Source organism: Tenacibaculum sp. AWR4_210 (genome assembly GCF_056160945.1).
Genome location: NZ_JBSWYF010000018.1, coordinates 14089 through 31467, shown reverse-complemented (window position 1 = coordinate 31467; position 17379 = coordinate 14089). Strand labels below are relative to the sequence as shown.

22 protein-coding genes are annotated in these 17379 nt (G+C 32.6%); all 22 read right to left on the bottom strand.

What is annotated here, in order from left to right; translation table 11 throughout:
- Positions 1 to 20 precede the first annotated feature (20 nt).
- The 22 genes from ACXAG7_RS19595 to ACXAG7_RS19490 all read right to left on the bottom strand — a co-directional run bounded on the left by ACXAG7_RS19595 (position 21) and on the right by ACXAG7_RS19490 (position 17379).
- The gene (locus ACXAG7_RS19595) at positions 21 to 620 is read right to left on the bottom strand and encodes a hypothetical protein (protein WP_476667875.1); all 600 of its coding nucleotides are present in this window, start codon (positions 618 to 620) and stop codon (positions 21 to 23) included.
- Between the two features lie 28 nt (positions 621 to 648).
- Positions 649 to 954, bottom strand: a complete 306-nt coding sequence (locus ACXAG7_RS19590) for an RHS repeat-associated core domain-containing protein (RefSeq protein WP_476667874.1) — start codon at positions 952 to 954, stop codon at positions 649 to 651.
- A 232-nt stretch (positions 955 to 1186) separates the two neighbouring features.
- On the bottom strand, positions 1187 to 1747 hold the full coding sequence (locus ACXAG7_RS19585) for a hypothetical protein (protein ID WP_408044159.1): 561 nt from the start codon (positions 1745 to 1747) through the stop codon (positions 1187 to 1189).
- A gap of 9 nt (positions 1748 to 1756) precedes the next feature.
- Positions 1757 to 2665: an RHS repeat domain-containing protein gene (locus ACXAG7_RS19580; RefSeq protein WP_476667873.1), complete on the bottom strand. Its 909-nt coding sequence runs from the start codon at positions 2663 to 2665 to the stop codon at positions 1757 to 1759.
- A 425-nt stretch (positions 2666 to 3090) separates the two neighbouring features.
- Entirely contained in the window at positions 3091 to 3381 is a 291-nt protein-coding gene (locus tag ACXAG7_RS19575) for a hypothetical protein (RefSeq protein WP_476667872.1), read from the bottom strand.
- 5 nt (positions 3382 to 3386) lie between these two features.
- Positions 3387 to 3824: a hypothetical protein gene (locus ACXAG7_RS19570; RefSeq protein WP_476667871.1), complete on the bottom strand. Its 438-nt coding sequence runs from the start codon at positions 3822 to 3824 to the stop codon at positions 3387 to 3389.
- A gap of 1017 nt (positions 3825 to 4841) precedes the next feature.
- On the bottom strand, positions 4842 to 5276 hold the full coding sequence (locus tag ACXAG7_RS19565) for a hypothetical protein (RefSeq protein ID WP_476667870.1): 435 nt from the start codon (positions 5274 to 5276) through the stop codon (positions 4842 to 4844).
- Between the two features lie 151 nt (positions 5277 to 5427).
- On the bottom strand, positions 5428 to 5631 hold the full coding sequence (locus ACXAG7_RS19560; RefSeq protein WP_476667869.1) for a hypothetical protein: 204 nt from the start codon (positions 5629 to 5631) through the stop codon (positions 5428 to 5430).
- Between the two features lie 380 nt (positions 5632 to 6011).
- Positions 6012 to 6194, bottom strand: coding sequence for a hypothetical protein (locus ACXAG7_RS19555; protein WP_408044138.1), 183 nt, complete (start codon positions 6192 to 6194; stop codon positions 6012 to 6014).
- 486 nt (positions 6195 to 6680) lie between these two features.
- Positions 6681 to 7019 carry a hypothetical protein gene (locus tag ACXAG7_RS19550; protein ID WP_476667868.1) on the bottom strand — a complete coding sequence of 113 codons (339 nt, stop codon included), beginning with the start codon at positions 7017 to 7019 and terminating at the stop codon, positions 6681 to 6683.
- Between the two features lie 123 nt (positions 7020 to 7142).
- On the bottom strand, positions 7143 to 8138 hold the full coding sequence (locus ACXAG7_RS19545) for an RHS repeat-associated core domain-containing protein (RefSeq protein ID WP_476667867.1): 996 nt from the start codon (positions 8136 to 8138) through the stop codon (positions 7143 to 7145).
- 197 nt (positions 8139 to 8335) lie between these two features.
- Positions 8336 to 9031 carry a hypothetical protein gene (locus ACXAG7_RS19540; protein ID WP_476667866.1) on the bottom strand — a complete coding sequence of 232 codons (696 nt, stop codon included), beginning with the start codon at positions 9029 to 9031 and terminating at the stop codon, positions 8336 to 8338.
- A gap of 4 nt (positions 9032 to 9035) precedes the next feature.
- Positions 9036 to 9908: an RHS repeat domain-containing protein gene (locus tag ACXAG7_RS19535; protein ID WP_476667865.1), complete on the bottom strand. Its 873-nt coding sequence runs from the start codon at positions 9906 to 9908 to the stop codon at positions 9036 to 9038.
- A gap of 610 nt (positions 9909 to 10518) precedes the next feature.
- Positions 10519 to 10755, bottom strand: coding sequence for a hypothetical protein (locus tag ACXAG7_RS19530; protein WP_476667864.1), 237 nt, complete (start codon positions 10753 to 10755; stop codon positions 10519 to 10521).
- Between the two features lie 11 nt (positions 10756 to 10766).
- Complete coding sequence (locus tag ACXAG7_RS19525) at positions 10767 to 11039, bottom strand: hypothetical protein (protein WP_476667863.1); 273 nt, start codon at positions 11037 to 11039, stop codon at positions 10767 to 10769.
- A 50-nt stretch (positions 11040 to 11089) separates the two neighbouring features.
- Positions 11090 to 11671 carry an RHS repeat-associated core domain-containing protein gene (locus tag ACXAG7_RS19520; RefSeq protein ID WP_476667862.1) on the bottom strand — a complete coding sequence of 194 codons (582 nt, stop codon included), beginning with the start codon at positions 11669 to 11671 and terminating at the stop codon, positions 11090 to 11092.
- Between the two features lie 146 nt (positions 11672 to 11817).
- Positions 11818 to 12339 (bottom strand): hypothetical protein, encoded by a 522-nt coding sequence (locus ACXAG7_RS19515; protein WP_476667861.1) that lies wholly within the window; start codon positions 12337 to 12339, stop codon positions 11818 to 11820.
- A gap of 81 nt (positions 12340 to 12420) precedes the next feature.
- The gene (locus ACXAG7_RS19510; protein WP_476667860.1) at positions 12421 to 13257 is read right to left on the bottom strand and encodes an RHS repeat-associated core domain-containing protein; all 837 of its coding nucleotides are present in this window, start codon (positions 13255 to 13257) and stop codon (positions 12421 to 12423) included.
- A 210-nt stretch (positions 13258 to 13467) separates the two neighbouring features.
- Positions 13468 to 14001, bottom strand: coding sequence for a hypothetical protein (locus ACXAG7_RS19505; RefSeq protein ID WP_476667859.1), 534 nt, complete (start codon positions 13999 to 14001; stop codon positions 13468 to 13470).
- Positions 14002 to 14064: 63 nt separating this feature from the next.
- On the bottom strand, positions 14065 to 14853 hold the full coding sequence (locus ACXAG7_RS19500; protein ID WP_476667858.1) for an RHS repeat domain-containing protein: 789 nt from the start codon (positions 14851 to 14853) through the stop codon (positions 14065 to 14067).
- 272 nt (positions 14854 to 15125) lie between these two features.
- On the bottom strand, positions 15126 to 15569 hold the full coding sequence (locus ACXAG7_RS19495; protein ID WP_476667857.1) for a hypothetical protein: 444 nt from the start codon (positions 15567 to 15569) through the stop codon (positions 15126 to 15128).
- A 496-nt stretch (positions 15570 to 16065) separates the two neighbouring features.
- Positions 16066 to 17379 (bottom strand): sugar MFS transporter, encoded by a 1314-nt coding sequence (locus ACXAG7_RS19490; protein WP_476667856.1) that lies wholly within the window; start codon positions 17377 to 17379, stop codon positions 16066 to 16068.

Sequence of the window (17379 nt, the reverse complement as noted above, 5' to 3'; positions counted from 1 at the left end):
CTAAAAATACTCTCATAATTTTAAAAATGTGTTGGCTTCAAAGATTTTTTTCTATCACTGCTTGGCGTCATTTGTTCAAATTTATGTGCAGAAATTCCCGAAGGATTATTAAATAAATATCCTGCTCCAGACTGATTAAACCAATTTGAACCACTCGCTATTATACTCCATAAAAAAGCTTTTTCAGGGTTTTTAATAGAGTAATACGCATGTCCAATTTCATGTGAGTTGGTATAAAAATTTTTAGTTAAATCAATCCAAATTTCAATTTTACTTACCGAAACTTGGCCTTCTATCTTATTTAAAGTTTCTTCAAAACTACCTACTTCAATCTCCTTTCCTTTTACCTTAATCGTTGAACCTTGAAGTTCGTTAGAATAGAATCTCAATTGTGTAAAATCAACAATACCTTGATTGTTTCCATTCCCGAAGAAATGGAAAATAGGTACACTTTTTACTTTTAAATTATCAAAAAACGCGTTACCTTGATAATCAAAAACAGTTGTAGTTTTACCTTGTAGACTACCTCCCATAATAGGGGCATTTGTAAAATGCACCATTATATGAACACTAGATTTTTCCAAATCATTAAATCTAGCTGCTCCTATTATACTTTTCATTCTATTCTTCCAATTTTCGAATTGCGTATCAGTAATACCTTTTGCCTCTCACAAAAATTCCTCCGTCAAAATCTATTCCATTAACCGGACTATTACCCATCCCTAAATAAGGAGAATGGTATTGCCCAGCAGGGTCTGTCATTAACCACCTCCCAATCCTAGCATCCCATAAACGTAATTGAAACGCTTCTTTACCTGTTTCAGAGTCTTTTTCACGTACTTGGTAAGTGCATTTATCTATTTTCTTAGCAAAAAACAACCTATTTAGTTTTTGATAAGAACAAAAACATCTTTCAATTTTTTTAAAATAGTGTGCAGGCTTAGCAATTTTCATAGCAACACAAAAGTACGGATTATCAAAGAGACTTGGCTTGTTTTATCGTGCTAACTGCATAAAAAAACTACCTCACAATCTAATGTAAAGTAGTTTTTATATGTATTATTTGCTTACTCTTAGAGGGCACGGACTACAAGTCCGCGCTATCGGGGTTTTATATTTTTTGTTGTTTTGCTTACTCTTACTCGGCACTCGTTACAAACGAGCGCTAGCAGGGGTTTTATAGCATCTATTCTTGAAAAGGTGACATAAAATCAATGTCCGTATCTAAAATTATACTCTCAAAATATGATTTATCGTTAAAATAAAATTTAAACTGTTTTCCATTAGGAAAATTTAAAATTATCGCTCCATCAACTAACTTACTTTCGTTTATCAATTTTTCAATAGTTTCAAATCTATATTCAAATAACAACTCTTTCTTTCTTTTAAGAATTTCTAAAAAAATAACTGACCTACAACTAGATAAATCATCCAAACATAATTTAAACTCTTGAAAATTCGATTTATTATACCCTAACTTCTCTCTATAATATCTCTCAGCCCCTATATAAAAGTCTCCAAAAAAGTAGTTAAACTCTTTCATATTTATAGTATCACTACTAAATAAGCTTTTATAAAATAAAATAACCTTATTCTTTTTTAAGCTTAATTTATCTTTTACATCAATATCGATTTTCAATTGTTTATGTTTTATCTGCTTGTTTCCAATATCTTTTTTTAAAGGATCTGACTTTTTAGCCTGACAAGAAATAAGCAAAACACAAATTAAAAAATAAAAAATTCTCATTTCATTAATTTATTTTGTCCATAATTCCGGATGATTACCATCATAGCTATTATTCATAAAAAAATAAGCCCTACTCGATCCAGATGTATGAAATTTCAGGTGATTTTCTAAAATCTGCAAGTCTTCACCTGTACATGTTATTCCAATACAACCTCTTGTCCCAGGTAAATTCCCATCTGGATGTACTCTTAAATATTTCCTACCATATTTTGGCTCTGGTGTTATATTAACACTAAACCCAATACCATCTGCGCTAGTCATCGCACTATTCTTCCAATAATTCTGCGAGGAAGTTTTTTTATGCTGAGTGTTTGCTCGTTCTCCATCTCTATAATGAAAATTACTTAACTCCCATTCACAGTTTGGAGTTGGATATAAATTAGTCGAACGTGATCTAGCAGACCAACTCAATAACTCTTCTCCTCCCATCATCATCTTAAATTGACCATCTACTCTTAATTTGTTGTTTACTTTATCACCTGTGAACTCAAAATAAATATCTCCACTATCTATTATTTTTTGCTTATTACTAAAGGTAACAACAGCTTCTTCCAAAAAATTCATATGCTCCATAGTTGCTCCCTCATACTGACAATAACCATCAGGGCAAGGAATTTGATTTCCTTGGGTATCATAGCAAAAACCTCCATCTGGATCTATAAAATTTATTGGATTATTTCCCATAGCCATATATGGACTTTTGAACTGTCCATAAGGGTCAGTAGTCAACCACCTTCCAATTCTGGCATCCCATAAACGTAATTGAAACGCTTCTTTACCAGTTTCAGGGTCTTTTTCACGTTCTTGGTAAGTGCATTTATGTATTTTCTTAGTAAAAAACGACCTATTGAGCCTTTGATAAGAACAAAAACATCTTTCAAATTTTCTAAAATAGTGTGCGGGCATAGCAATTTTCATAGCAACTCAAAAATACGGGTTTTTAAAGAAACTTGACCTGTTTTTTTCTACGAACTACGTTAAAAAACTACCTCACAAATTAATGTAATGTAGTTCTTTAATATTATACAACCACGCTTACTCGTGAACGCTACTAGTTACAAACTAGCGAGAGCGGGAAAAACCCTTATAGTTTAGATTTTAAAAATAGATAACTTAAAGGGCGAATTGCCAAAAACTGTAGTAAAATGGCAACTGTTTTCTTTTGTATACTTCCTTCTATGTATAAACAAAAAACCACCTTACAACTTAATGTAAAGTAGCTCTTTAATATACTTCTCGTTTTGCCATTGCAAATGGCTTATTAAACTATCGTTTCTTTTTAAAATTCCATTTATTTCTTGCTATTACGCTAACGCTAAATGTCAAGGTGCGGAGCTATTTCTTTACCAATCATGATTAGTTTCATTGATAAAATCATCTTTTGAATAATATTTATTAAGTTTCTTTCCACAATAAGGACAATAGTTAATAAAAGTAGACTGACCTTTATTTGTCAACTTTTCTTCATAATTTTCTGTAATAATAAAACTATACAATTCATTTTTTTTAATAGGAAAACCTCTTCTCTCACTTTCATTTATATATTGCTTGGTCAATTTAATTACCCTAATATTTAACCCCATATTTTTTTGGGCTTGGTGAGATACTTGAAATTTTTGACAACAATATTTCATTTTTCTTATTTAAAAGGGGGGCCTATTTTATTTATTGCTTTCACCAAATCTTTAGAAGGAAATACATATTCAGTATTTGTAAGACCTGTTACTTTGTGTTTTCCTGTATAATGTGTTAGCTTTCCTAGTTGTTCTAATTTAAACAAAGCAAAACGGGTTACTTTATAACTGTGTACACTCATACCATTCTTAACATATGTAGCCGCTACAGTTGCATTATCCGTCAAAATTGCCGATTTAGTAGCTTCTCTTCCTGAAAGCCCCCTGTAAAGAGTTGTAGTAACATCAAATTCGCTAATTGGCTGGAATAACTTTACATAATCATCTAGCTTGAGAAGCTGACCTCTATGTTCCTGATACAAATCTAGGAATATTTGGGACATTCGGAGACACAAATTTAAAAAAACTAGCAAAAGCTTCAAACCTAGTATCATAATCTTCATAAACATTTTGAATACCCATATCATTACTTAACTATCTATGAAACAACCTCTCTGTTTCCATTTCCATTGCTCTACTTACCAATGTTGTTCTAGGAATACCAGTTATAGTAACATTATTCAGTATGTCTTGAGAACCTGTTGTTCCCATTGATCGCCAAGTTTCCCAAGCACCTATTTGGGTACTAGAGTAAAAACGTCTTTTCCACCATCCACAACTAGAATCAGGTTGATCGCATCCGCCGTCAGGGTCATAATGTAAAGTAGGATTGTTACTCATCCCCATACAAGGAGAAGCATGCTACCCATAAGGATCCGTAGTCAACCACCTCCCAATTCGAGCATCCTATAAACGTAATTGAAACGCTTCTTTCCCTGTTTCAGGGTCTTTTTCACGTACTTGGTAAGTGCATTTATGTATTTTCTTAGTAAAAAACAACCTATTGGGCCTTTGATAAGAACAAAAACATCTTCCAAATTTTCTAAAATAGTGTGCGGGCATAGCAAGTTTAATAGCAACTCAAAAATACGGATTTTTAAAGAAACTTGACCTGTTTTTTTCAACGAACTGCTTAAAAAAACTACCTCAATTACTAGATTAAGATAGTTCTTATAACTGCTCGTTTTGCCATTACAAATGGCTAATAATATGCTCGTTTCTTATTTAAATTCCTTTTAAAACTTGCCATTACACTAACGCTAAATGTCAAGGTGCGGGGAGAATGAAAACGCTGATTTATTTAAAGCCCCTATTTTGTTAGATAGACTTAAATAACTTACCTGATAAAGACAAGGAATGTATACTTTATACTCTTGATTGTCTTTTACAAAACTTTAACGCTAAAAAAGCTTATTCTTCTTAAAACCAAAAAACTACCTCACAACCTAATGTAAAGTAGCTTTTTATAACTTCTTGTGTTGCCATTGCAAATGGCTAATAATATGCTTGTTTCTTTTTAAACTTTCTTTTAATGCTTGCCATTTCCGCTAACGCTAAATGTCAAGGTGCGGGGGTTTTCATTATTCAAAAAATCTTTTTATTTCTGTAATATCAGTATTACAAGGAAAATCTTTTCGAGAATGATTATTTATATTTATCTTAATTACATCTTTTTTTCGCGTAAAAAAGCCATTCAAAGAATTAAATTCTATATACGGACAATATTTAGTAATTGACTGGTTCTCAAGAAAAATAGATATTTTAATACGTTCTTCTTTTTCCTTAAGAACTAATCTACATTCAGATAGGAGATCATAATTAATGTTATTCAGTTTTTTAACTGCTTCATTCGAAAGCTTAATCTCATTCTCAATAGAGTTAAAATTAATAATATCCTCTTCAAATATTTTAGCTAAAACATTATTACTATTATCCACTATAATAATCTGTTTATTTTTTTGTTTACAACAAAACATTACTACAGTCAATATTAAAATTAAATACTTTTTACTCATTCTAATTTCTATTATAAAATCCTGATGTACCATTTAATCCTCTAGGAAATCCATATTCATAATTAGGATTATTAGATAAATTAACTAATTTTAGCACTTGATGTTCTGCCAAATCACACCCTGTTCCATTAGTGTAATCTACTAAAAAACCTTAGTCATTAATCATTTTTTGAGCATCTGTCTTAGATATTCCCAAATAAGTAGCTAATGTCGTTGCATTATCTCCAAATTCAGCTACTAAATTACCATCCTCATCAGGTCTCCATTCTCCTCCATCTGGATCAACACCATTCATAGGATTATTTCCCATCCCAAGGTAAGGAGAACTAAACTGCCCATAAGGATCCGTAGTCAACCACCTCCCAATTCGAGCATCCTATAAACGTAATTGAAACGCTTCTTTCCCTGTTTCAGGGTCTTTTTCACGTACTTGGTAAGTGCATTTATGTATTTTCTTAGTAAAAAACAACCTATTGGGCCTTTGATAAGAACAAAAACATCTTTCAAATTTTCTAGAATGGTGTGCGGGCATAGCAAGTTTCATAGCAACTCAAAAATACGGATTATCAAGGAGACTTGGCTTGCTTTTTCGTTTTAACTGCATAAAAAAACTACCTCACAGCCACATGTAAAGTAGCTTTTCTATTTATTGTTTATTACTCCTTCTCGTCACACGAAAGGATTCGTGCGTTAGCACAATCTTTATTGCTCATTCGTCTTGGAGCGAGGGAATCATTATATCTCTAAATCTTTTTCATTAGGCTTTCTATATCCTCCCCCTATCTGACATCCATTTTTTTCTGCCCACAAAATAATCAAATCCATTAACTCATTCGCCTTTTTGAAATGTAATTCTTCTCCATTATCACTCTCTAAAAAGAGCTTAAATAACCAAACTTCTTCCGTATCTTTATTCATTATTATACCTAGTATTAATTAATTAAATCCTGCTTCTCTTATAATAGCTTCAGATATACCTTTTATGGTACCTTGTGCATGAGGACTATGAGGTATTGTCGTAATCATTCTTCCTTCTAAATTAAAGATCTTTAGATGACTTCCTCCAGACTAGACTGTTAAACCAGCCTTTTTTTGCCCTTGTTAAGCGTATTCATCTATTTTCTTAGTAAAAAACAACCTATTGGGCCTTTGATAAGAATAGAAACATCTTTCAAATTTTTTAAAATGGTGTGCGGGCATAGCAAGTTTCATAGCAACTCAAAAATACGGATTTTTAAAGAAACTTGACCTGTTTTTTTCTACGAACTGCGTAAAAAAACTACCTCACAAATTAATGTAAAGTAGCTTTATATTTATTGTTTTCTTACTCGTACTCGCCACACGAAAAGATTCGTGTGGTAGCACTAGTCTTTATCGCTCATTTTTGCGGCATCAGGGGTAGCCTCACTCTTTATCGCTCATTCTCGCGGCATCTGGGACAGAGGGCATCAAATTATAATAATAAGTTTTAGATCCTTCCATACAAAAACTCCCTTTAACAATTTCTTCAAAAACTTTATCATCATATCTAAATTTTATTGAAGTTAAGATTCTTTTACTGTTCAAAAAGATAGTTGATTTAGGAGGTATTTTAATACTGATATTTTTATTTTTATGGCTATACTCTTGTAAAAAAAATAATTTTTCAACATCAAAATCTTCATTTTCTATAATTCTATCTGTTATTAATGAAACTAACTTTTTTGTGATTTTTTCATTCTTAAAGTTTAATGAAATATTCATTGTTATGGCATAATTATTATAATTTCTTATAATGACAGAAGTACCTCTGCTGCATGAAATAAAAAAAAACAATAAGATAAATCCTCCGTAAAAAAAACTCCTTGAATCCAACAAAGTCATATATTAATATTTAAAATTCGTATGTATCTTTAGGTGCATATTTTTTTTAGCTCTTGGTTTTCTAATTTCAGGTGATAATGGACGAATAGTTGGAATATTCATTTTAAACATTTTACTTTTCTCTATTAATTGAAACTCAATAGACGAAGTACTATTAGAATTACCAAAATATTCATCTGAAAGTTTATCTGCCCATGTTTCAGTATAGAACCCGTCAATTTCCTCACCTCCAAACACCCCCATTTCATTTAAAACACTAGGTATTCCTATGACTGGAAAATACGCCCATCCTAACTTCTGACTTTGAATATAATAACCATATTCGTGTCTAAACAAACTATTATTTCTATCGGCAGCAATATCTCCAGTACTACCTAAAATATAAGTTCCTAATGTAACTCCCCAATACCCATATGGTGTACCACTTGATTTACCTACACTAAGGACAGTTGCACCAGCAGTATAACCAACATTGTCAACCCTATCAAACATATTAGTTAAATGTGATGATAAAAAACCTACAACAGTTTGAGGTAGTTGATATGTATTTCTAGAAATCACCTCTCCTATTTGTCCAATGGTACTTTTGTTTTTATCCGAAGTAAATAACCCACCCCATATTTTTGCAGAATTATTGAAATGTCTGTTTGCACTTTTCAAAAACCCTTCTCCATTAAACAATCCTTTAAAACCACCTATCAACCAATCATCAACTAAAAATAGTCCTCCATCAGGGTCAACACCATTCATTGGATTATTCCCCATTCCTAGATAAGGTGAATTAAACTCACCTTTTGGGTCTGTTGTCAACCATTTATCAATTCTAGCATCCCATAATCGTAACTGAAAAGCTTCCTTCCCTGTTTCAGGGTCTTTTTCACGTACTTGGTAAGTGCATTTATCTATTTTCTTAGTAAAAAAGAACCTATTTGGTTTTTGATAAGAATAGAAACATCTTCCAAATTTTCTAAAATTTTGTGCGGGCATAGCAATTTTCATAGCAGCTCAAAAATACGAATTTTCAGGGATTTTTAGCTTGTTTTTAACTGTAAACTGCATAAAAAAACTACCTCACAAATGAATGTAAGGTAGCTTTGATATTTATTATTGTTTTGAATACTCCTACTCTCCACACGAAAGGATTCGTGCGGTAGCACTACTCCTTTTCGCTCATTCTTTCGGTATTGGAGGTAATATTAAAAACCTAAAAAGTTTCTATTTCTGAATGCCCCCCATTCGCGAAGATTTCTATAAGACGCCACTATTTCCGTAATATAACTTTTTTGATTGAAAATAAGTTTAGCTAAATAAGAACCCGCTGCACTTCCTCCTCGCATATAAATAAATATATATTCTCCATCATTAGAACTATAAACTTCAATAGGTTGATAAAACAAAACACTCTTACATTGCGAAACCTCAAAAAATTTCTTATATACTATTTTTGGAATTTTAATACTTTTCCCATTAACTTCAATTTTTATACAATCTATTGCTAACACCGGAAGTCCATAGTATAAGGTATCCTGCTTATCACCAATTGAGCTCTGCTCTTCAGAATCGAGCTTTTTAAAATAGATTTTTACATCTATATTTAAATTAACATCTAATTTCTCAGAAAAATAAATATGTGATGAATCTTTACATTCAATTAAATCTATTTTTCTTAAAAGTCTTCTATCCGTTATATATTTTTTTTTTATTCCATTTTTTCTAAGGTATTGCAAAGCATAGTCTACACTTCTTTTATTCACATTTTTCTCACCTTTCAAAATTTCTGAAATAAAAACTTCTTTTTCTATGGATTCAATATGCTTATCAAAATCAATTTTATTCTGACCTAACAAATTACCGAATGCAAAACAAAAAATTAAAACCAATTTTTTCTTCATATTACTAATCTTTTGGAAATGATAATGTAGGAGTCGCCTCAAAACTAACCCATCCCTTTCTAATAGGTTGAGAAGATGGTTTCGGAATTAGACTTGCGGGCATATTAAATCCAGAATTAAAAAAGAACCCCTGTCTATCTGTAGTGTTATATAAGTTTCTAATATCATGCAAACCTTCTTGAGTTGCTTTAAACGTTTCATCATATTTACCTGGTCCAAAAGGCACATTATCTTTTCGGCATACTGCTTTACATCCCGAATTCCAGAGAGGGTCTCCAGGGTGTAAGTAAATAACAGAGTTTTCAGGGTTATTGATCAAGTTCATAATATTAACTGTCTTCTCCCATCCTTTTTCGTTTTCATGATCACCCATTTGTTTAAAACGAGCTTTAAAAACTTTCTTATGATTTAACCCGTTCAATCCTAAATTTTCGTAGTCGTGATTAGTATACATATACAAAACTAATTTTTGCTTAAATCTTTTACCATTTTTAATTATCGTAAAATTTAATCTATAGGCACCGTATGTAGTTGTAGTACCATAACTATCTTTAACACCTCTTAAGCTTAATAATTTAGACCTATATACATTCAATGTATCTGCTCCATCTGGATCTATATATTTCAGAGGATTATTATACATACCTGTGTAAGGAGCGTCTCCTTTACCAGCTGGATCAGGGCTTAACCACCTCCCAATTCGAGCATCCCATAAACGTAATTGAAACGCTTCCTTTCCAGTTTCTTTAACTTTTTCAGGTTCTTGGTAAGTGCATTTATGTATTTTCTTAGTAAAAAACAACCTATTGGGCCTTTGATAAGAACAAAAACATCTTTCAAATTTTTTAAAATAGTGTGCAGGCTTAGCAATTTTCATAGCAACACAAAAGTACGGATTATCAAGGAGACTTGGCTTGCTTTTTCGTTTTAACTGCATAAAAAAACTACCTTACAGCTTAATGTAAGGTAGCTTTTATATTTTTTGCTGTTTGAAGGAAGTACTCATACCAGGAACGAAAACATTGGTGTGGAGGTTGCTATTTCTTATTAGTTATTAGTGCACGAGCTGTTGACTTACAGACACATTAAACATAACAAACTGTACTTCTCAGCATATTTTTATTCATATCGTTTACGGTACTCGTTACAAACGAGTAAGGATGAAAATAATAACGAATTAAAACTTATTGACATGACTATGGCTAAGAAAAAGATAACCTTACAGATCTTATTGCTTCTTAAGAAAAATAGGGATATTCAAAAAATGAATACCCCTATAGTATTTTATAATACTGAGAAATCAACACTTGACTAACCCCTTGTTGTGACTGAATATTTCAATGCCCCCCTTTTGTCGTGGTTTTGAATAGAGAGTACCCAGTAATAACGTAGCTTTTCTGTACTCAAAAATAAAAGAATGAACAATAAGCCCACCCTTTTATTTACTGTAACTAATATTTTAAATTACTAATCTAAAATTTAGTAAATTACTTATTTGAACCATTACCCATCACTTCTAATTCCACACCCAAATTCGATACTTCTTTGATAAAGAATTGGACGTTTTTATCTTCTACTTCAAAAAATACTTCGTAGTTATCAATCATCATATCTAGAGCGTTCTTTGACTCTATTAATCCTTTTTGAGTATTTTGAGCTATATATTTGATAAAATCTAATCTATTAAATGAAGGGTCAAAAGATTTTACTAACAATTTAATCATAATTCTTTCTTCTAAAATTTAAAATAAAAATTTTGAACTTTTCCAGGATAAGCACCAGTAGTTCTCTTTGCTGTAATTATTTTTATATTCTTAACACCATTGGAGTTTGCAAACTCTTTAGCAAAATTTTTAATACCTCTAATTCCTATTTCACCAGCAAAATCAGCTCTTGGAATCAGTATTGTATTACCATTTCTAGAGAAAAAACCTCCTATTTGTGTTGGAACATTGTGAACAGTTCCTTTTAATATTACATAATTATCTTCCGCAACATCAACTGCCATTCTTACATTATTCGCATTTATAGTGTAATTTATACTTTTTGCAGATTGATTTAACCTCTAAATTGACTAGGTTTTATACCTTTAACAGTATTGAAAAATGTGTAAAGTGAACCTGAACCAGCAACATCCATAGCAGTAACCCCTAACAGCATAATCTCGTTTACCGCTTTATAGTTATTCGACCTAGCTTGCCATTCTAAATCTATAACAGTAGTAGCACCATTTGTACCAAATTTAATATCATAACCTGAAACTTGTTGCTGTGGACTAAAAAAATCACCAGTTTTAAAATCAGAAAAATCACTTAAACCATTAGGTGACTCCGTAAATTTGTTCCCATTACCATCAACATAAGAACACTTGTAATCACCCTTTACAAAAGTTATTGGTGGGGCATCTGGTCCAATAGCAGTACTACCATCTGGATCAATTAAATTCACAGGATTATTTCCCATTCCCAAGTAAGGACTTGCATATTGCCCTGCTGGATCCGTAGTTAACCACCTCCCTATGCGTGCATCCCAAAGGCGTAATTGAAACGCTTCCTTACCTGTTTCAGGGTCTTTTTCTTGACCTTGATAAGAATAACGATATCGTTCTCCGTTTATAATCTGACGGTTAGGCATTGGCATACCAAAAACTTAGTATCCTATACGGTTTTTAATACAAAATATTTTAAAGAACTTATTCTTTCTCTTTACCACACGATACAATCGTGCGGTAGCGGGGGATCTGGGATTCGTGCGGTAGCGAAGGGCTTCCCATAAATTTAACTATCTTACCAATAATCAGGAATTTTTTGATTCTCAATAAAAATTAGGCTGTCTCCTTTTTTCATAAATTTTTTTGTAAATGACTTTATTATAAAATTAGAAGGATGCTTATACTTATCATATTCTTCAACAATTTTGTGATCTAGACTATCAATATTATACAATATTGATCCTACTGGTTTTTCTATATCATCAACTATCAATACTGGATATTTTTTTTGATAATAAAAACCGCCTTTAAACTCATCACTATTAGTTTCTTTAATTACTTCAAATTTATAAGTTCTAGACAAATAAATTAAAGTGTCATTAGATTTTATCAAAAAAGATATTAAAAAAGTTTGTTCTTTTTCTAAATAGGGTTCATGCTCAATAATGAAAGGATTTAAAATGTTTTTAAGAGCTTGTTTCAAATACCTATTATTTTCTATTTCACTTACATTAGTCAATTTTATTTTCTTCTGCTTAGAGCAGCATTGAAATAGATAAGTAGAAAAAAATAATATTAGCACTATTTTATATTTCATAATTTAAAATTTTCCAAAAAAGAACCTATTAGGATTACCTTTTATATTTCTTATATATTGTGGTTTTTTATAAGTAACTCTCTACAATCTCCCTGATTCTGGCATGTAAACATATGCACGATGAGGTGCCCTCATATTATTATCTCTTACGGCTTGTCTATAGTTTTTCCAATCTCCAGCTCTCCAACCTCTATCTGTTAAATACCCCATAGATCTCTTTTCTGCTTCAAACCTATTTCCATTAGCTCTACTCATATCAACATCAGGATGAGAATGTACCCAATCCTTAACAGCACTTCCTCGTATTCCCATATAAGAAAAAGATGGAGAGAAACCTGAATCATATTTAGTTCCAACATAATATTTTCCTTTAAAAGTAGTACCTGCAGTCCATTCAACATTTGTATAATTAGCTCCAGCTAAAAAAATTTTAAATATATCTGCTTTATTTTCTCTACCGGTAGTAGTTATACTTGCTCCATTTATATTTACTTTTTGAAGATTGGGTAATATACTTGTATCATTAATAGTTATTTCTTTATTTCCAACTATTAAATAATCTACTTTATCTCCTCCTTTATTATCCACATTAGTAACCTTACCATTTTTTCCTAATTTATATCTATCAGGTGGAGCTGTACTTCCTCCATCGGGATCAATAAGTTTCATAGGGTTATTCCCCATTCCTAGATAAGGTGAATTAAACTCACCTTTTGGGTCTGATGTCAACCACCGTCCAATTCTTCCATCCCAGAGGCGTAGTTGAAACGCTTCTTTCCCTGTTTCAGGGTCTTTTTCACGTTCTTGGTAAGTGCATTTATGTATTTTCTTAGTAAAAAACAACCTATTGGGCCTTTGATAAGAACAAAAACATCTTTCATTTTTTCTAAAATAGTGTGCGGGCATAGCAAGTTTCATAGCAACTCAAAAATACGGATTTCCAGGGATTTTCAGCTTGTTTTTGCCTGCAAACTGCATAAAAAAACTACCTCACAATTTAATGTAAAGTAGTTTTTAAGTTCTCGTTTTGCCATTGCAAATGGCTAATAATATGCTCGTTTCTTTTTAAACTTCCTTTTATTTCTTGCCACTTCCGCTAAAGCTCAAATGTCAAGGTGCGGAGATTTTTTAATGAGGACGCCCTTCAATTCTTAAGTTTCTATATTTTATTAAATAATCAGCAATTTCACTATCAAGTGATTTATATTTATCAACTACCATATGGTATGCTTTGTAAAATTCATGATTTTCAATATCTGCTAAATATGTAAATAACCTTCTTCGTTCTTTAGTTGTTAACTTATTAAAGTTTAAAATAAAACTGTCTGAAAATCTATATGCGTAAATAAGTATTATCTCCCTTAATGCACCTACATCATATTTTCCTTTATTCCATTCTGGGAAATCTATACCAATATTCATTATTCTCAACCCTATAACATTTGGGTCGTTTTTAAGGATTACGCCAAGAAGAAAAGTATAAGTAGACTCTTTATTCTTCAAAAGACTCTCATTACAATGGAAAATCTGTTTAAATTCTTTTTCGTTAGATGGAAATAGCTTCAAATACTCATCTTGCAAAGAAACTGAATCAATATTTGCTACGAGTTTATTTTTAATTTCAATAAGTAGTTTACTTCTAGATTCGACACTCTGTGCCATACAGCTGTTAAGGGTGTAAAAAAATATAATTAGTAACGAAAAAACTCTCATAAACTGTAACTTTTAAAAAAAACGAGGTGATTTAATTCCTTTTGGTTTTAATGAATGATTTAATGGTGAACGCACAGCATTAGAATTTAATTCTAGCAATATATGTTGACCATTTAAATTGTATAACTTCTTTACACGCTCGTATATATTCCGGATTTCTTGAAATCTAGCTCTATTCCCATCTGCTATTTCATATGTATCCGATTTATCAAGAGCTATACTCATCGTAAAATTGTCTCTTTTTATTAAATCTTCTACTCGACAAATCCCCCAGCATCCATCCCAATCTCCAGCAACATTTCCAGCGTGCCCATATTTATTTCTTCCTCCTGGAGCTAAATATATTGAATTTAAAAATGTGTGGCTCGACATCTTCTCGAATCTGATATCTAAAATTTCCTTATTCGTTATGGGATGTAAATGTGAATATCCTCTAAGATCGTTACCTTTTTTCTGCTGAGATAGATTGTTTGCAACCATAAGGTAGTTGTGATTCAAAGCTTTTCTTTTTCCATTTACTTCGATCGAGAAAGTTAACATATGAACATCAAAACGTCCAAGAACATTTAAACGTTTACTTTGATGGAATATCAACGTATCTCTCCCTGCCACATCTACATATTTTAAAGGGTTGTTATACATTCCTGTATAAGGAGAATCCCCTTTACCCGCTGGATCAGGACTCAACCATTTTCCAATTCTTCCATCCCAGAGGCGTAGTTGAAACGCTTCTTTCCCTGTTTCAGAGTCTTTTTCACGTTCTTGGTAAGTGCATTTATCTATTTTCTTAGTAAAAAACAACCTATTGGGCCTTTAATAAGAACAAAAACATCCTTCAAATTTGCTCGAATGGTGTGCGGGCATAGCAAGTTTCATAGCAACTTAAAAATACGGATTTTCAGAGATTTCCAGCTTGTTTTTGCCTGTAAACTGCATAAAAAAACCACCTCACAAATGAATGTAAGGTAGCTTTGATATATATTATTGTTTTGCATACTCCTACTCGCCACACGAAAGGATTCGTGCGTTAGCACAGTCTTTATTGCTCATTCGCACGGTTTCGGGGAAGTATTCTACTTAACCCTTATTCCTTTATGGAAATCAATACAATTAGATTTAAAACCTCTAGAGTCATTGAATTCATTTATTTTCTTTACCTTTTCATAATTCGAGTTGAGGCTCTTTAGCACTCCTAACACATTAAGAGTTATTTTATCAATTAAAATAATGAAACCATAATCATTAGTATAAAAACGTGCTACAATAATGAGTGAATTTTTCTCTTTCTTCTTTAATTCAGAGAGTACATTTCTGTACCCATATACAGTTTTCTTTTTAGTTACATATCTTTGAATATCAGAATGATCACTAAACTTTGTAAATAAAAACTCTGCACTACAAATATTTTCAATATCCACTGTTGTTATTTCACTTTCAAACAACAACACAAACTCTTCAAAATAATCAACCTTGTTATTTTGCTCCCTATTTTTTTTTATGATCTGTTCTATATCCATAATTTCATTTCTGAATCTAGTCTTCCTTCTCCTGTTGGAAGTGTCACTCGAGCTCCTGTTACAATGCCAGGAACCAAAACTTCTCTTTCATCAAACCCCATCCAGGAATCTCCTGATATTACTTGACTTAGTTTGAATTTCCTTTTTTTTAACTAACCCTGTTAGACCATACTCATTTGTATGGTAATTAGCTACTTTTATAGACGAGCTCCTAATGTCAACATACTTTTATTACTACTTCCAGTATGCGTCATTAGTTCTGCATGTCCAATAGCTGCAAGGGGCTAAGGAAAAAGCCATCCCCATAATAGCATTTGTATAATCAGGGGACTCTACATATATACCTCGATACAAAGTTATATTACAGTCACCCCTCCTTTCCGTAAAGGGCGTATCAACTCCAAAACCTCAAATTATTGTGTCTCCTTGAAATACAACCAACAAGTCTATCTATCGCAACACTTCATTGCGCTCCCAAGAACGATTTCCACCTATTTTACACTGCTTGTCTTTTAGCGTACCAAGCTATATAACCATAGCACACCAATACGAGTATAAAAGCTGTTTGAAATCCAAAATAATCCGTACCGAGTCCGAATAGCGGTGGAATGATAGCTCCCCCCACAATCATAGTACACAACAAGCCCGAAGCCGCAGGCTTTAGGTCGTCAAGCCCACGAATTGACAAGGTAAAAATAGTAGGAAACATAATAGAATTAAATAATCCTACCGCCAAAATGGTCCACATAGCAAAAACTCCTGTATTGGAAATACTCAACAAAATCATCACCACAGCTCCTAATGCAAAGGTCATTAATACCTTTGCAGGTTTAAAGACCTTGGTCAAATATGCCCCTACAAAGCGCCCAAGCATAGCCCCCGACCAGTAAAAAGTCACAAAAGTACCTACAATGGCCTTTACATCAACCAATTCAAGTTTTGTTTGTAGAAAGCTCTCTGATATACTTCGCAGCCAACCCGTTTCGCGTATCTGAGTATACAATTTCATATCGATAAAGTAATTGGTTAAATAGCTCCCTATCGCAACCTCAGCGCCTACATAGACAAAAATTCCGAAGGCCCCCAATACCAAGTTTTTATTTTGAAACAGCTGTCCGTAGTTTCCCGAAGGAACTTTTTCAAGTAGTTTGGGTAATTTCACAAATACAAAGACCAATGCCAATAAGGCTATAAAAGCGGCAATGGCTACAAAAGGACTTTGCACAGCACTGGCCTCTGCCTCCAAGTACGCTTCTTTAGCAACACTGTCCAAAGCTTCTATCTCAGCAGTCGATTTTACGCTATCACTCAAAATTAATGCTGCGCCTACTGCCGGTGCAATGGCTGTTCCAAGCGAATTGAAAGCCTGAGAGAGGTTTAGGCGACTGCTCGCTCCTTCCTCTGATCCTAAAACAGCAACATACGGATTTGCTGCGACTTGTAAAACCGTCATCCCAGCAGCAAGCACAAAATACGCGATAAAGAAAATCACAAACTCGCGGTATTCAGCAGCCGGATAAAACAGCAAACACCCAATACCCATAATGGCCAGCCCCATGACTATTCCTTTTTTATATCCTATTTTTGAAAGGATGAGCCCCGCAGGAATGGAGAGTAAAAAATACGCCATAAAAAAGGCAAATTGAACCATTCCTGCCTGAAAATAACTCAGGGTAAAAAGCTCTCGCAGCCTTGGAATCAATGAATCGACCAATACCGTAATAAATCCCCATAAAAAAAATAAGGAAGTTAAAAAATAAAAGGCCGTTTTGTATGAAGTGTTCTTAGGGTTAGTTGGGTGTACGCTCAT

What these genes read in the sequence shown, in the direction of transcription:
- ACXAG7_RS19595 (WP_476667875.1), bottom strand. Translation starts at nt 620, where the DNA reads ATGAAAAGTATAATAGGAGCAGCTAGATTTAATGATTTGGAAAAATCT.
- ACXAG7_RS19590 (WP_476667874.1), bottom strand. Translation starts at nt 954, where the DNA reads ATGAAAATTGCTAAGCCTGCACACTATTTTAAAAAAATTGAAAGATGT.
- ACXAG7_RS19585 (WP_408044159.1), bottom strand. Translation starts at nt 1,747, where the DNA reads ATGAGAATTTTTTATTTTTTAATTTGTGTTTTGCTTATTTCTTGTCAG.
- ACXAG7_RS19580 (WP_476667873.1), bottom strand. Translation starts at nt 2,665, where the DNA reads ATGAAAATTGCTATGCCCGCACACTATTTTAGAAAATTTGAAAGATGT.
- ACXAG7_RS19575 (WP_476667872.1), bottom strand. Translation starts at nt 3,381, where the DNA reads ATGAAATATTGTTGTCAAAAATTTCAAGTATCTCACCAAGCCCAAAAA.
- ACXAG7_RS19570 (WP_476667871.1), bottom strand. Translation starts at nt 3,824, where the DNA reads ATGAAGATTATGATACTAGGTTTGAAGCTTTTGCTAGTTTTTTTAAAT.
- ACXAG7_RS19565 (WP_476667870.1), bottom strand. Translation starts at nt 5,276, where the DNA reads ATGAGTAAAAAGTATTTAATTTTAATATTGACTGTAGTAATGTTTTGT.
- ACXAG7_RS19555 (WP_408044138.1), bottom strand. Translation starts at nt 6,194, where the DNA reads ATGAATAAAGATACGGAAGAAGTTTGGTTATTTAAGCTCTTTTTAGAG.
- ACXAG7_RS19550 (WP_476667868.1), bottom strand. Translation starts at nt 7,019, where the DNA reads ATGAATATTTCATTAAACTTTAAGAATGAAAAAATCACAAAAAAGTTA.
- ACXAG7_RS19545 (WP_476667867.1), bottom strand. Translation starts at nt 8,138, where the DNA reads ATGAAAATTGCTATGCCCGCACAAAATTTTAGAAAATTTGGAAGATGT.
- ACXAG7_RS19540 (WP_476667866.1), bottom strand. Translation starts at nt 9,031, where the DNA reads ATGAAGAAAAAATTGGTTTTAATTTTTTGTTTTGCATTCGGTAATTTG.
- ACXAG7_RS19535 (WP_476667865.1), bottom strand. Translation starts at nt 9,908, where the DNA reads ATGAAAATTGCTAAGCCTGCACACTATTTTAAAAAATTTGAAAGATGT.
- ACXAG7_RS19530 (WP_476667864.1), bottom strand. Translation starts at nt 10,755, where the DNA reads ATGATTAAATTGTTAGTAAAATCTTTTGACCCTTCATTTAATAGATTA.
- ACXAG7_RS19525 (WP_476667863.1), bottom strand. Translation starts at nt 11,039, where the DNA reads ATGGCAGTTGATGTTGCGGAAGATAATTATGTAATATTAAAAGGAACT.
- ACXAG7_RS19520 (WP_476667862.1), bottom strand. Translation starts at nt 11,671, where the DNA reads ATGCCAATGCCTAACCGTCAGATTATAAACGGAGAACGATATCGTTAT.
- ACXAG7_RS19515 (WP_476667861.1), bottom strand. Translation starts at nt 12,339, where the DNA reads ATGAAATATAAAATAGTGCTAATATTATTTTTTTCTACTTATCTATTT.
- ACXAG7_RS19510 (WP_476667860.1), bottom strand. Translation starts at nt 13,257, where the DNA reads ATGAAACTTGCTATGCCCGCACACTATTTTAGAAAAAATGAAAGATGT.
- ACXAG7_RS19505 (WP_476667859.1), bottom strand. Translation starts at nt 14,001, where the DNA reads ATGGCACAGAGTGTCGAATCTAGAAGTAAACTACTTATTGAAATTAAA.
- ACXAG7_RS19495 (WP_476667857.1), bottom strand. Translation starts at nt 15,569, where the DNA reads ATGGATATAGAACAGATCATAAAAAAAAATAGGGAGCAAAATAACAAG.
- ACXAG7_RS19490 (WP_476667856.1), bottom strand. Translation starts at nt 17,379, where the DNA reads ATGAGCGTACACCCAACTAACCCTAAGAACACTTCATACAAAACGGCC.